Source organism: Ureibacillus xyleni, from assembly GCF_900217795.1.
GTDB classification, from domain to species: Bacteria; Bacillota; Bacilli; order Bacillales_A; family Planococcaceae; genus Ureibacillus; species Ureibacillus xyleni.
The window spans coordinates 37,795-52,609 of record NZ_OBMQ01000014.1 but is presented as its reverse complement, the minus strand read 5'-3'; the positions used below and the strand labels follow the sequence as shown (position 1 = coordinate 52,609).

Annotated in this window: 14 protein-coding genes; 9 read left to right on the top strand and 5 right to left on the bottom strand. The window is 35.1% G+C overall.

From position 1 onward, the window contains the following. Window positions 1-8 precede the first annotated feature (8 nt). A complete protein-coding gene (locus CRO00_RS16585; RefSeq protein ID WP_097074790.1) occupies window positions 9-770 on the bottom strand; it encodes an SDR family oxidoreductase in 762 nt (253 codons plus the stop codon). Between the two features lie 89 nt (window positions 771-859). Here CRO00_RS16585 and tlp point away from each other — a divergent pair, with 89 nt between their 5' ends. Continuing rightward, window positions 860-1,081 carry a small acid-soluble spore protein Tlp gene (gene tlp / locus CRO00_RS16580; RefSeq protein WP_097074789.1) on the top strand — a complete coding sequence of 74 codons (222 nt, stop codon included), beginning with the start codon at window positions 860-862 and terminating at the stop codon, window positions 1,079-1,081. A 115-nt stretch (window positions 1,082-1,196) separates the two neighbouring features. Continuing rightward, a complete protein-coding gene (locus tag CRO00_RS16575; protein WP_097074788.1) occupies window positions 1,197-1,925 on the top strand; it encodes a CPBP family glutamic-type intramembrane protease in 729 nt (242 codons plus the stop codon). 38 nt (window positions 1,926-1,963) lie between these two features. Here the strand turns inward: CRO00_RS16575 and CRO00_RS16570 are convergent, their stop codons facing one another. Beyond that, entirely contained in the window at window positions 1,964-2,572 is a 609-nt protein-coding gene (locus CRO00_RS16570; RefSeq protein WP_097074787.1) for a TetR/AcrR family transcriptional regulator, read from the bottom strand. Window positions 2,573-2,722: 150 nt separating this feature from the next. Here CRO00_RS16570 and CRO00_RS16565 point away from each other — a divergent pair, with 150 nt between their 5' ends. The 4 genes from CRO00_RS16565 (at window position 2,723) to CRO00_RS16550 (ending at window position 6,262) form a co-directional block, all read left to right on the top strand. Next, on the top strand, window positions 2,723-3,547 hold the full coding sequence (locus tag CRO00_RS16565; protein ID WP_097074786.1) for a pentapeptide repeat-containing protein: 825 nt from the start codon (window positions 2,723-2,725) through the stop codon (window positions 3,545-3,547). Between the two features lie 135 nt (window positions 3,548-3,682). After that, complete coding sequence (locus CRO00_RS16560; RefSeq protein ID WP_097074785.1) at window positions 3,683-4,054, top strand: hypothetical protein; 372 nt, start codon at window positions 3,683-3,685, stop codon at window positions 4,052-4,054. A 199-nt stretch (window positions 4,055-4,253) separates the two neighbouring features. Next, a complete protein-coding gene (locus tag CRO00_RS16555) occupies window positions 4,254-4,745 on the top strand; it encodes an RNA polymerase sigma factor (protein ID WP_097074784.1) in 492 nt (163 codons plus the stop codon). After that, complete coding sequence (locus tag CRO00_RS16550) at window positions 4,745-6,262, top strand: hypothetical protein (RefSeq protein ID WP_097074783.1); 1,518 nt, start codon at window positions 4,745-4,747, stop codon at window positions 6,260-6,262. The genes CRO00_RS16555 and CRO00_RS16550 overlap by 1 nt, the downstream gene beginning before the upstream one ends. Window positions 6,263-6,677: 415 nt before the next feature. On the opposite strand, the gene CRO00_RS16545 is transcribed toward CRO00_RS16550, so the two are convergent. Further along, window positions 6,678-7,640 (bottom strand): hypothetical protein, encoded by a 963-nt coding sequence (locus tag CRO00_RS16545; RefSeq protein WP_097074782.1) that lies wholly within the window; start codon window positions 7,638-7,640, stop codon window positions 6,678-6,680. A 201-nt stretch (window positions 7,641-7,841) separates the two neighbouring features. Between CRO00_RS16545 and CRO00_RS16540 the strand changes: the two genes are divergently transcribed. Beyond that, entirely contained in the window at window positions 7,842-8,984 is a 1,143-nt protein-coding gene (locus tag CRO00_RS16540) for a serine hydrolase domain-containing protein (protein ID WP_097074781.1), read from the top strand. A 38-nt stretch (window positions 8,985-9,022) separates the two neighbouring features. On the opposite strand, the gene CRO00_RS16535 is transcribed toward CRO00_RS16540, so the two are convergent. Together CRO00_RS16535 and plsY are read right to left on the bottom strand one after the other, a co-directional pair. After that, window positions 9,023-9,316, bottom strand: coding sequence for a HesB/YadR/YfhF family protein (locus CRO00_RS16535; protein WP_097074780.1), 294 nt, complete (start codon window positions 9,314-9,316; stop codon window positions 9,023-9,025). Between the two features lie 27 nt (window positions 9,317-9,343). Further along, window positions 9,344-9,946 (bottom strand): glycerol-3-phosphate 1-O-acyltransferase PlsY, encoded by a 603-nt coding sequence (gene plsY / locus CRO00_RS16530; protein WP_097074779.1) that lies wholly within the window; start codon window positions 9,944-9,946, stop codon window positions 9,344-9,346. 364 nt (window positions 9,947-10,310) lie between these two features. On the opposite strand from plsY, the gene parE reads away from it, so the two are divergent. Both parE and parC read left to right on the top strand, forming a co-directional pair. Continuing rightward, entirely contained in the window at window positions 10,311-12,287 is a 1,977-nt protein-coding gene (gene parE / locus CRO00_RS16525; RefSeq protein ID WP_097074778.1) for a DNA topoisomerase IV subunit B, read from the top strand. Beyond that, window positions 12,284-14,725, top strand: a complete 2,442-nt coding sequence (gene parC / locus CRO00_RS16520) for a DNA topoisomerase IV subunit A (protein ID WP_097074777.1) — start codon at window positions 12,284-12,286, stop codon at window positions 14,723-14,725. The genes parE and parC overlap by 4 nt, the downstream gene beginning before the upstream one ends. Window positions 14,726-14,815: the final 90 nt, after the last annotated feature.

The window sequence follows — 14,815 nt, the reverse complement described above, 5'->3', positions numbered from 1 at the left end:
TCTTCTCCTTAAAAATTTGGATTCTTTTTTATGAAACCTTCCCACGCCTGCTTTGTACCTTCATCAATTTCTAGTTTTGTTGCTGAAAGTCGCTTTTCAGAATCCCCATAGCCAATCTCTAAATCACCTTTCAACAATCGATTAAATACAGAGTCTGCAAAATCATCCAAAGGGGCACCTGTCGTATGAACACCAACTCCACCCAAATCCGTATTGACTGCAGGTGGGAATACTTCAACGACTTCTACAATTGTATCTGCCAATTGATGACGTAACGACACTGTAAAAGAGTGAATGGCTGCTTTTGTTGCACTGTAAATTGGTACCCAAACTCCAGGTCTTAAAGCTAATCCAGAAGAAATATTAATAATTGTTCCATGCGCTTGTTTTATGATTTGATGAATCAAAAGCATCGTTAAATGAATTGGTCCTTCTATATTCGTCGTGATTTCTTTTTGGTAGTAACTCCAATTCTGTTTTGCTTTTAACAAATTGACTTGCTGTTGAATGCCTGCGTTATTGATTAGTACATTCAGGGAAGGAAATTCTTTGCGAAGCCACTCGGAAAGCTCGATGCGGTCCCCTTCAAGTGAAACGTCGCAAACCTTAATATGAACAGATGGGTACTTTGATTGAACTTCCCGTAATTTTTCCTCACGTCGTCCAACAAGTATAACCGTATTATCTGCATTTATAAAACGTTGTGCCAATGCTAAACCGATGCCAGATGCACCACCAGTAATAAGAATTGTATTTCCTGAAACTTTCATAAAAACCTCCTAAAACATCATAATTAAAGTATACCGAAATAAAATTAAAACAAACTAAATCGAGAAAAAGAATTTTGGAGGTTTCATAAATGCCCAAACCAGACAACCGACATAATAATGTTGAACGATTACAAGAAATGGTGGAAAATACTGAACACAAACTTCATGAGGCTGAGATTAGTATGGAATTTGCAGATCCAGAAGAGCGTGAAAGACTAAAACAAAAAAATGAAAGAAGAAGAACGTCCATTGCTGCAATGAAAGAAGAAATTCAAGATGAAATGCAAGCAAGAAAAAATGGGAAAATCTAAGACTGCTAAATATTGCAGTCTTTTTTTATTTTTTGTTAATTAACGGTTGAAAACTAACGTTCGTTAGCATATGATATAACTAACGAACGTTAGTACAAAATGAGAAGGGGATATTATGGGGAATAAAGCTATTTTATTTACATTATGTATGAGGACGATTTTTTTCCTTGTTTTTGGTCTTGTTATGATTCTTATATTTAATTTACTAGGATCTTCAGATGCAATGAAAGAAGCAGAGAAGTGGTGGCCATACCAAGCAATCTTAGCGAATGTTGCTAGTTTTATCGTTTTAAAATATTTACTTAATAAAGAAGATAAGTCGTACAACACAATTCTACACTTTAAGAAGGAAAAATTAGGGAAAGATGTACTAAAAGGGCTACTGTATTTATTAATTAGTTTTCCATTTGCAGCAATTGGATTATATGGCGTTTCTTATTTAGTTTTTGGAACGATGCAACCACCTGCAAATATGATGCAAGCACTTCCTTTAGGAGCTGCAATCATCGCGTTAATATTGTTCCCGCTAAGTAATGCTCTAGTTGAGCTACCAACTTACTTTGGCTATGCATTTCCTAGAATCGAGAAAAAATGGGGAAGTGTTGCTTTAGCAATTATCTTACCAGCATTATTTCTTTCGCTTCAACATGGACCGCTACCAATTGTTTTAGGTGGGGCATACATTTCGTGGCGTTTATTGGCGTTTATACCATTAGCATTTGTTGTTGCCATTATATTTCATAAGACAAGAAATATAACTCCACTTCTAATTGCACATTACGTAATGGATTTACAAATGGTGATTTATGTATTATTAGCCTCTTTAGGTATTTCGGTTGTGTAAAAACATTAGGCAAACTCAAATTTTGAGTTTGCCTATGTTTATTTAATCGTAATTAACTCTAAAAAGAACTCGATATGATTGTCTAATCTTGACTCTACTTCACTCGTATCCTTACCATCAAATTTTAAAATAGTATATTCCGTAAGTAGGGAAAAAACCGGATACTGGTACTCGATGGCTAATGTTTTTGGATCATATTCTCGTATTTTTTTTAAGTCGATTAACTTTTGGAAAACAATTTCTAGGAAACGAATGGTCGTTTTAAACAAATCTTCTAAAATAACTTCACGGGCTAGAGGGGTACGGAATTGTTCCATTTGTAATACTCGCCACATTTTTACACGGTTTTCATCTTCCATGAAATTTTTAAAATTTCGATGGCCTGCTTTAAGAAACTGTTCGACAGTACTACTTTGTAAAATGTGATCAAGCATCTCAATTGGTGGCAATGTTTTGGAAAAGTCGCCTCGAAAATGAGTTAAGATTGACGCTAATATTTCGTCCTTATTGCTAAAGTGGTTATACAACGAGCTCTCTTTAATACCCACTTCTCTTGTGATTTCACGAATGGAAACCCCACTAAACCCTTTTTTAGAAAATAAATCGAGGGCTGTAAAAAAAATTTTTTCTTTCGTCGTTTGTGTCATTAAACTTGCCTCCTTACATAATTTATTATACACTAACGTTCGTTAGTTTTAAATTTATATTCACAAATGTAATAAAATTCCTTGTAATTTTATTGTTGATGCAATAAATTAGCATAGGAAACAACTTCAATTAAAAGGAAGAGAATAAAATTGTCGAATAAACTATTAAATAATCAACTTATTGATGTTTACAAAGCAGATTGTCAAAATTGTTTTGGATTGTGCTGCGTAGCATTACCATATGCGCAATCCGCAGATTTTGCTGTAAATAAAGACGGGGGCACTCCTTGTAATAATTTAGATGAAAATTTTCGTTGTCGCATACATAGCGATTTAAGAAATAAAGGATTTAAAGGATGTACAGTTTATGAATGCTTTGGGGCTGGTCAACATGTCTCCCAAGATACGTTCCATGGCCAAGATTGGCGCAAACATCCCGAAATCGCAAACGAAATGTTCAATGTATTTCCTAAAATGCAACAACTATACGAAATGCTTTATTACTTACAAGAAGGGCTAAACTTAAAAAAAACACAACCCTTACATAACGAAATCGTAAAAGTAATGGAAGATATAGTTGCACTTACCGAACTTAGCCCAAAATATATCCTTGAATTAGATATCCCTCAACATAGAGCACATGTTTCAAATATTCTTGAAAAGATCAGTTCTCTAGTCCGGGGAAATGAAAAAACTCAATTAAAAAACACAGGTAATCTATTTGGTGCCAATTTGAAAGGTAAAAATTTAAAAGGTAGTAATTTTAGAGGATCCTTCCTTATCGCGGCAAATTTGAGTAATGCAGACTTGAGAAACTGCGACTTTTTAGGAGCTGATCTTCGGGATACAAACTTAAGTAATGCTAATTTAACGGGCAGCATATTCCTTACCCAAGCACAAGTAAATGCAGCGAATGGGGATAAACAAACTAAATTGCCACAACACTTGAGCATACCCCAGCATTGGCTGAAATAATGGGAAATTTAATTACCTGGAAAATAGTGAAATTTAGACACAAAGCGTCATAAATGATATCTCAGGCGAAAAAATGATAAAATAATGTCGAGTAAATAATTTAATAGAAAGATTTTTAGAAAGGTCGTAATCTTAATGGAACCAAAAGAATTGATAGTTCAACAAGCAAAAAATGTAATTGATTGTGCAAAAGAGCTGAAAAACATTGCTCATAAAAATGGCAAAAAGCGTGCTACTTTAATTGAACGCTATACTGCCAACAAACATTCATTACAAGTCCATACAAATATGGATCCTGCAATAAGAGATTCCCAAGAAATGCAAAATCTATTACTACATTTGCAAACATTTAATGCAGAATTTAACCCGGCACGTTATGACTTTGACGGAGAAGTAAATGTCGATCAAGTCGAAACAATTTATCCAGAAATTATTGATGCCTATAACAGCCTTGTAAATGCACTGGATTTACCAAATGAAGCTGTAAATATCAAACGTTTTAAATAATCGTGCATTACTGTCGAAGTTTCTTTCTTCGGCAGTTTTTTTTATGAAAAAAATTTTTTATAAATACTGTTACATTTGCCTTATTCTAACGACTTATATAATTGGGTTCGATTACAATTCAATTAACAAAAGTTTCTTATCAATATGTTGCAATTAAGATTTTTTACACGTCTTATTATCAAATACAGGAGTGGTATGTATGGAAGATGGCTTCCTAAATATGTACGATCAATACTTTAATGAAGTTTATCGTTATGTTTACGTCAAAACGGGAAATAAGTGGGATGCAGAAGATATTGTGAGCGAAATTTTTCGGAAATGTTATGAAAAATATGATGCATACACGATTCAAAACCAAAAAGCCTGGTTATTTGCAATTGCCCGTAATTCGATTGTCGATTATTACCGAAAAAAGAAGGGGGTTCCTGTTGAAGATTTAGAACTGTATATGACACCTGTGCCATTTGAAGATTCACTTGAAGTGGCGGATGAAATGTCCTGTCTACAAAAGTCAATCCACTATTTACCAGAAGAAGACCAAGAGATTATTAATTTACGATATTTTGCAGAACTAAAATTTAAAGATGTTGCGACCCTGCTGAATAAACCCGATAATTCAATCCGGGTCAAAACCGCTAGAATTACGAAAAAATTAAAATCACTAATAACGAAATGTTTGGGGGAAACATAATGGATGAGGAAAAAGTTGAAAGGCTGCTGCGAGAAGCAAAAAACTTTATCCCGGTAGACCAACAACTAAAAAAAACGCTAAGAAAGTCCTTTGAAAAGAAGCGTAAAAGAAAGCCAACGAGGGTTTATGGTATTACCGTTGCCGCTGCACTATTGTTTTTATCAATCATTGTAACTTCTTTACAATCTAGACCGGTGAATGCTAACGAACTCCTCGTGACACATGCCATCTCTTTTGTTGACGTAGCTCGAGGAAATATTCACACAATGATTCAAAATGACGGGAACATCTACGTCACAATGAAGAATGGAGAATCATTTATTTTATCTGAAAAAGGATTAACAAAGACGGAAGCAGTAAAGAGTAGCCCAACAGTTGAGACCGATAAATTTAAGCTTTACGAGGAACAGGGAAATATTATAAAAGAAAATTTAAAAAATAACGAGAAAACGATTGTTGACCAAGGTCATTCTCCATCAATCAGTATGTCCGGGGATTATATAGCCTACATTAAAAAGGAAAATGACTTTGATCAAGTTTGGATTGCAGATACTGATCTTGAAACAAAGAAACAATTAACATCAAACCTTCTTCAAAGAGAGGTTGATTTACCATTATACGAATATCGCACACCAGTTTGGGGAGAAGACAACACAATATACTTAGTGAAAGATCGATTGTACGATACTGAAATCGTAGAAACAACTGTGATGAAAATTGGATTAGGAACGGAATCGCTTTCGTCGGAAGAAACAGTGGATCAGTTCATGCAAGCATTGATGGTGCGTGATGATGATTACGCTAAAAGTTTAATGGTGTCACCTCCTGAATTCCTAACTGTGTCAAATCCAAGAATCACAGGGTATCAAATTATATCAGTTAAAGACGAATTCGTTCAAGTTGAAGTCACTCGTTCTGATAGTCATTTACCTTACACTAGTATCGATCAATATGAATTCAGATTAAATAAAGTTGACGGGCGTTATAAAATTGAAGACGTTTCGGAAATTAACACTTTGTTGGTTTCTTCAGATGATATGAAAACACTACAAATAACTCAAAATGGGGAAACAAAAGATTTAATTTCAATAAATCAACTAGACAAAAACCAAATCAAAAGTGGAAATTATCGATTAAGCTCTACTTACTATAACAGCAAAAAGAATGTCATTTATTTTGGTGTGCAGGAAATGGGCGAAGAAACATCCGGCGTTAGTATATGGTCTTATGACATTCAACGTGAAAAACTAGAATTTTTACTAAGAATCAACCAACCGAAAGTTCTTTTAGAGAGCATGATTCAAAGTCCAAATGGGAAATACCTTGCATTAAATCTCTTCCCAGATTCAAGTGAGACACCGTTTGTTTATGTAGTGGATCTCGAACAACAAACATTCGAAATTGCAAATGCCTATATTCAGTATTGGAATGGAGAAACGATGATGGTCGATACCGTGCATGACCAATATAGAACGTTACAACCGGTGGACATTCAAAATTTGGAACCAATTAAATAAATCATTTTGCCTCATAACTGTTTTAGGTTATGGGGTTTTATTTTGGCTCTTTCTAATTCATAAACTCTTTTTCCCAATAATCCCTAAAATCGTAGTAATCAATCCTTTCATAATAATTTTTTATATAATGGATAGCAAAATCGATTTATGTATTGGATAGAACTAAGCTTAATCCGTTGATGATAAGTAGGGGAAATAATGAAGAATAGTATTCATCTCCAATAATGAATTAAAATTAGCGGGGGAATCTAATAAAATTGTATTCATGCCCCTTATGAAGATAATAATCGTTGGGGAAATCCGGTAAAATCGTATTCATGCTCACTATGAAGACTATACCTATCATCGTCCATCACTGAAACGCTACAACAAAAAAGGAGGGTGAAATGTACTCACCGCTCCCGTAACCTTGTTATTAATTTGAAGTTGGCACTAACGTTTTTAATCTTTCCCCAAGTGAATGATACAAATAACTCCATTCTTTACCTTCAGCTGTATTCTCGGCATCTCCATATGGATGTTCACTAGTTTCTACAATGTAAAATGTTCCTTTTTTGTCGTTATTCATTGCAAACTTTAAAAATGGATGATCCTGATAGTAAGCAGATTTTGCTTGCTGCTTAGTCAAATACATAAGCGAGAATAGGAATATATCTTGTTTCTGTTTTTCATCTTTATAATAGAAAGAAGTACATGCCGGTTTTCCTTCCTCATTCTCACAAGTGCCTTCCTTAATCGTTAATTTTTTCATCATTTCACTAGGTAGTAGGAAACTATAGCCATTTGAACTATTATAAGTTTCCATTGATTTCAGCTGCTCCTCAAGATCCATTACATTCATTTCATCATATGTTTTCCAAATGCCCACTGATTTTTTTGATGTAGGCTCAATATTTGTAATGAACCAGTTATTGCCATTTTTCTCCACAGTAAGTCGAGCTTGATCTGTTCCTGCTTTACCAGTTGAAGTGAATAAGTGGAACTCCACCACATACTCCATCTTAGTTCCAGCTTTTAATTCCTTTTCGCTAACCACTTGATACGTTTCTACCCATGGACTTGAACCACCAGTGACCCAGTGATTTTCCTCGAATTTTTTCGTCACTTTTGCTTTTTCATTTTCAGAAAGTAAAGCATATTGTAACGCGCCGTTTCTTAATTTTACTGCCTTTGCAAAGTTAGCAATTGCTTCTTCAGATGAAGTTGGAAGCACGCTTAACTCCAGCATATCTAATCTTTCTTGAAGGGATGATTTTTGAATTTGTTGCTCGATTTCACTTGCCTCCACAGTTTTGAATGGTTGATCTGCAAGTTGAACGAAGCCTACAGTTGATATTCCTAATGCTAGGGCAGTGCCTAAAATTGTTCTTTTAATCATTTCTATTTCCTCCTAGTTTAAATTGGTTTGACGAAGGCCTTTGTCTTTCCACATATAAAAACGGATTAAAAACCAGATTGTAACATCCGCCCCAAAATTTTTCCCTCAAATGGTAAAATGAAACAAGTTTGCGGTAAATAGCGTTAAAGATAGGGAGGAGTAAAGGGAGGAATTGTTCTGATTAAAAAAATAGTAAAAATAATGTTAAGCATATTACTAGCCATTATTGTTGTAGGCACTGCTGTAGTCTTTGTAAAAGTTGATTTTTCCAATCCTTCTAATTTAGAGGAATTTGTTACAAACAAACTGGAAAAGACAAGTGTGAAAGGTGTATCCATCGCGATTATAAAAGATAATAAAATCGATCAAACTATACAATATGGCTATGCCAATGAAAATATGAAAGTAAACGATGAAACCTTATTTCAAATCGCTTCACTTTCAAAAGTCGTAACAGCAACGACAGTGTTAAAATTACATGAAGAAAAATTTATTGATTTAGATGATGATGTGAATAAATATTTACCATTCCAATTGAAAAACCCCCATTTCCCAAATGAAACGATTACAATTCGGATGTTATTGGATCATACTTCAAGTATTAAAGATAATTGGGATGTATTGGACGAGTTATATACAATTGAAAGTGGAGGTGGAGATTCCAACATCACTTTAGAACAATTTGTAAAAGAATATCTTGATAAAAACGGCAAATGGTATTCGAAAGAAACGAATTTCACCGAAAATAAACCTGGCGAAACATTCGAATATAGTAATGTTGGCTATGGATTGTTAGGTTTCATCGTCGAAAAGGCTACAAACATGCCCTTTGATAAATATGTGAAAGAAACGATTTTTAAACCAATCGGAATGAAAAACACAGAATGGAAGCATCAAAATATTGAGACAGATAATATTGCATCCCCTTATGAATATGGAAAAGAATTACCCCATTATTCATTTCCTACCTATCCTGATGGGTCGCTGAAAACAAACGTCATCGAATTTAGTAAGTTTTTAACGAGTATGTCAATAGAAGAAACTGATGACAAAATCCTTCAACCTGAAACAATAGAAGAAATGTTGAAACCCCATTCAAATGAAGGAAAACAGGCGTTAGGATGGAGTTATTCTACTTTAGAAGATGTGTTTATGAAAAAATTAAATAACGGCAACATCATCGGTCATACGGGTTCAGATCCGGGTATTTTTTCGATTGCCTTATACAATCGAGAGAAGGGAAATGGTTTAGTTATTTTTATGAACAAACAAATGGAACTCGAGATTGAGACAATAAATATTTACAGTATGATTAAAAGATTGGTGGAAACAGCGGATTTATAATCACAAAAAAACGGGAAGCACAAAATGGCTCCCGTTTTTCATCCTTTAATATATTCATATGCCAGCTCATCTAAAGTAGCATCCACTTTTACGTGTAAATCATGCTCATTGAAAAACCATAAATCATCTTTTTCAATATAAAAATGAATTCCATCCACAACCGTTTCTTCTCCGATATCAATCGGTTCTTCACGATTCATTCCTAACGAAAACGCTTCATGAAACGGGGAAGAACCACCATATCTTGCGTAAAAACGAATATAGTCTCCGTTTGTTGCTTCCATCTCTTTTTTAAACCAATCAATTGCTTCTTTAGTAATATTTAGTTTCAATTTAAAGACATCCTTTCAGACGAGCTCTTATATCCATTTCACTTTCGGTTCAGTACCATCTTTTATTCGTTTAATATTAGCCCGATGACGGTAGAAAATAAATCCGGCTAAAAGTAATACTAAAATTAATAAAGCATAATCCCCAGTGACGATCATGTAGATAATACTATAAATCACCGCAATTACAGAAACAATCATTGATGATAAACTAACCATTTTCGTTAATTTTAACGAAATGAAAAATCCTATAATTAAAACTAGAAATAAGGGCCACGCATACCCTAATAGAACGCCACCAGAAGTTGCGACGGCCTTACCACCACGGAAGCCTGCAAATATAGGAAACATGTGGCCTACTACTGCTATAACACCTAAAATTAATGGATGGATTGTTGTGTCTGCAAAAAAGGGAAGTAGTGGAAGTAAAGTAGCAGCTGTTCCTTTTAATATATCTAATAATGTTACAACAATTCCTGCTTTTTTACCAAGAACACGAAAAGAGTTTGTCCCCCCTAAGTTACCACTTCCATGATCTCGTATATCTGTATTATAGAAGATTTTGCCTATCCATAAGCCAGATGGAATTGAACCAATTACATAAGCACAAATTATTATAATTGCATTAATCATATTTTGTTCCTTTCTAATACTAATAAATGTAATAACAGTTTACTCTTTTTTGAACCCGTCCGAAAGATAATTTTCATTTGTAATTGAAATTCGTTACATTTATCATACTAAATAATTTTTAAAAGAATGTGAATGAACTTGAAGGAAAAAGTGAAAATTATCATGAATAAAAGAACTATGATATATTATAATTTACTGATATGTAAATAATTAGTTAATATAAAGTTTGTTTGTGAAACTTGACTTTTCTCTGTTACAATATAAAAGCTTGTTCAGTATGCGAAATATTGACAGAAGAACCTAATAACAGTACGATTAGTATAAATAGAGAACGGATGTTTGTATTTTTGGAGGGGGATTTGATTTGGCAATTAATCAACAAGGGATCGCTTATAATGACGATGCCATTCAAGTATTAGAAGGATTAGAAGCTGTTCGTAAAAGACCGGGGATGTATATTGGTTCCACAGACAGCCGCGGCCTTCACCACCTAGTATATGAAATAGTCGATAACGCGGTGGATGAAGCTCTAGCTGGATTTGGTTCACATATCATTGTAAAAATCCATGAAGATAATTCAATCAGTGTTCGAGATTTCGGACGTGGTATGCCAACTGGTATGCATAAAATGGGGAAACCAACTCCTGAAGTCATTTTTACCATCCTTCATGCAGGAGGTAAATTTGGACAAGGTGGCTATAAAACAAGTGGAGGGCTTCACGGGGTAGGTTCTTCGGTAGTAAATGCACTTTCTGAGTTTTTAGAAGTAACGATTCACCGGGAAGGACAAATCTTCCGCCAACGTTTTGAACACGGTGGTAAACCTGCCACAACACTAGAAGTAATAGGCACAACAAAAGAAACTGGTACACTCGTACACTTCCTTCCAGATAAAGAAATATTCTCAAGTACAAAATACAATTACGAAACATTAGCTGAACGTTTACGTGAATCTGCCTTTTTACTAAAAGGGTTAAAAATTGAGTTGGTTGATGAACGTGGGGAAGGCCAATCAGACGTATTCCACTATGAAAATGGAATTGAAGCATTTGTTGCATATCTTAACGAAGAAAAAGATGTCATTCATCCTGTTAAATATGTAGAAGGTACTCAAGATGAAATAGAAGTAGAATTCGCATTTCAATTTAACGATGGATATACAGAAACCATTCTTTCCTTTGTAAACAACGTGCGTACACGGGATGGCGGTACCCATGAAACCGGTGCCAAATCTGCAATGACGCGGGTTTTTAATGAATATGCAAGAAAAGTAGGACTCCTAAAAGAAAAAGACAAAAACTTAGAAGGTACAGATATTCGTGAAGGTTTATCTGCTATCGTTTCTGTTCGAATTCCTGAGCACTTATTGCAATTTGAAGGCCAAACAAAAGGTAAGCTTGGTACGACAGAAGCTCGTTATGCTGTAGAAGCGGTAGTTTCTGAACAAATGTTATACGTTCTAGAAGAAAATGCTGACTTATCAGCTTCATTAGTTCGTAAAGCAATTCGAGCACAATCAGCACGTGAAGCTGCACGAAAAGCTCGTGAAGATGCTCGTAATGGTAAAAAGAAAAAATCCAGCACATTATTATCAGGAAAATTAACTCCTGCTCAATCTCGAAATGCTGCAAAAAATGAACTTTATCTGGTGGAAGGTGATTCTGCGGGCGGTTCTGCAAAACAAGGCCGTGACAGAACATTCCAAGCAATTTTGCCATTACGTGGTAAAGTTATTAACACAGAAAAAGCAAAGCTCTCAGATATTATGAAAAACGAAGAAATTGCCACAATTATTCATACAATTGGTGCAGGTGTAGGTCCTGAATTTGCTGTTGAAGATGCGGCATACGATAAAGTCATCATTATGACCGATGCCGATACGGACGGCGCGCATATTCAAGTGTTACTACTCACTTTCTTCTATAAATATATGCGTCCATTAATTGATGCAGGAAAAGTATATATTGCATTGCCACCTCTTTATAAGATTTCAAAAGGGACAGGCAAAAAAGAAATTATTGAATATGCTTGGACTGAAAAAGAATTACAAACCGCGATAAAAAAAGTTGGAAAAGGCTACATTATTCAACGTTATAAAGGGTTAGGGGAAATGAATGCAGACCAATTATGGGAAACAACCATGAACCCTGAAACTCGTACTCTAATCCGCGTTACAATTGATGACGGTGCACGTGCTGAGCGACGTGTTACTACATTAATGGGAGACAAAGTAGAACCCCGACGAAAGTGGATTGAGTCCAACGTTGATTTTGGTATGGAGGATGATTTAAATATATTAGAAAGCGAATTCATCCAACATGAGGAGGAATTAGAAGTATGACGTCAACTGAAGCGTTCCAAGAATTACCACTAGAAGAAGTCATGGGCGATCGGTTCGGTCGTTATAGTAAATATATTATTCAAGACCGTGCATTGCCTGATGCCCGTGATGGATTAAAACCAGTACAACGCCGTATATTATACGCAATGTTCAATGAGGGGAATACCAATGATAAACCATTCCGAAAATCAGCAAAAACAGTCGGAAATGTAATTGGTAATTTCCATCCCCACGGAGACTCATCTGTATACGAAGCTATGGTGCGATTAAGTCAAGATTGGAAAATGCGCCATATGTTAATCGAAATGCATGGGAATAACGGTTCTGTCGATGGAGATCCACCTGCTGCGATGCGTTATACAGAAGCACGCCTTTCTCCTATCGCTGCTGAAATGTTACGAGATATAACAAAGAGAACAGTAGATTTCGTACCAAACTTTGACGATCAAGATATGGAACCTACTGTATTACCATCAAGATTCCCAAACCTTTTAGTTAATGGCTCTACCGGGATCTCTGCTGGTTATGCAACCGATATTCCACCTCATAATTTAACAGAAGCTCTAGATGCAGTACTCATGCGTCTTGATAAAAGCAACTGCACGATTGATGAATTAATGACCGTGTTAAAAGGTCCCGATTTCCCAACAGGTGGAATTATCCAAGGTATCGATGGAATAAAGAAAGCTTACGAAACAGGTAAGGGTAAAATCATTGTTCGTGCTAAAACTGAGATTGAATCAATTAAAGGCGGGAAAGAGCAAATCGTCATTACTGAACTGCCATTTGAAGTAAACAAGGCAAACTTAGTGAAAAAAATTGATGAGCAACGTGTAGATAAGCGTTTGGAAGGCATTGCGGACATTCGCGATGAATCGGACCGTACTGGACTAAGAATTGTTATTGAACTAAAAAAGGACATTCAGGCTCAAGGAATATTAAACTATTTATATAAAACAACTGAACTTCAAGTGAATTACAATTTTAATATGATTGCCATTCACAATCGACGCCCGACAATGATGACATTACCATTATTGTTAGATTCATATATAGCCCACCAAAAGGATGTCGTAACGAAGCGTTCTAAGTACGACCTTCAAAAGGCAAATGATCGTTTACATATCGTTGAAGGGTTAATGAAGGCAATATCCATTTTAGATGAGGTAATTGCAACAATTCGTGCATCTAAAAATAAAAGCGATGCGAAACAAAATATCGAAACACAATACGGATTTACTGAAATTCAATCCGAAGCTATTGTAAGCTTACAACTTTATCGTTTAACGAATACGGATATTACAGAATTAAGAGCTGAAAAAGAGGAGCTTGAAAAATCCATTTCAAAATTAAATGATATTCTAGCTAATGAAAAACAGCTTATTAAAGTGATTAAGTCTGAACTTACCGAAATTCGTAAAAAGTTTGCAGAACCAAGACGATCAGTAATTGAAGCAGAAATTGAAGAAATTAAGTTAACGCTTGATGTATTAGTACCGAGTGAAGAAGTGGTTGTAACGGTTACAAAAGATGGTTATGTAAAACGAACAAGCACGCGTTCTCATGCTGCCTCAAACGGTCAGGATTTTGCAATGAAGGAATCAGACTACCTATTGTTCGAGCAAACAGTGAATACGCAACACTTTATCCTTTTATTCACTAATAAAGGAAACTATATTTATCAACCGGTTCACGAATTGCCAGATATACGTTGGAAAGATTTGGGTCAACATATATCAAGTATTGTACCAATTGATAAAGATGAAGAAATTATTGAAGTGATTGGCGTTGATAAGTTTGATCAGGAAAATCTATATATTCTGACAGCAACAAAAGAAGGACAAATTAAACGCTCGAAACTTGCAGACTACTCTGTAACTAGATATTCAAAACCAATTCGAACAATGAATATTAAAGAAAATGATGCGATGGTTCATGCTAGCTTAATTAATTCTGATACAGATAAGGAACTCCTATTAACAAGTTATTTAAGCTATAGCATTCGTTTCGACCTCGAGGAATTGCCTATTACCGGGGTCAAAACAGGTGGAGTGAAAGGGATGAACCTAAAAGAAGGCGATATCCTAGCAGCTGTAAATGTTTTAAAAAGCGGTGAAGAAGATGTTATTATCGTCACACATCGCGGAGCAATTAAGCGAATGAACGTTTCCGAAATCGAAAAGAGTAGCCGTGCAAAACGTGGAGTGGTTACCTTAAAAGAATTAAAATCAAATCCACATCGCATCTACACGGTAAAAGTAGTATCTACAAGTGACACAGTGCTCTTAGAAACAGAAAAACGTGTACAGGAGCAGGTAAAAGTAACAGATCTCTCAAAAGCAGATCGCTATTCAAATGGTTCTTTAAAAATTGATATTACAAATGATGGTAATTTATCACTTGTTAAAATTATACCAAAATTAAATAACGAATCTTAAATAATAAAACGCAAGAATGACGGCAAGTCCACCCATTCTTGCGTTTTCTTTTCTGCACTCTAATAGATTGCTAGAACTTGCCTTTTGATA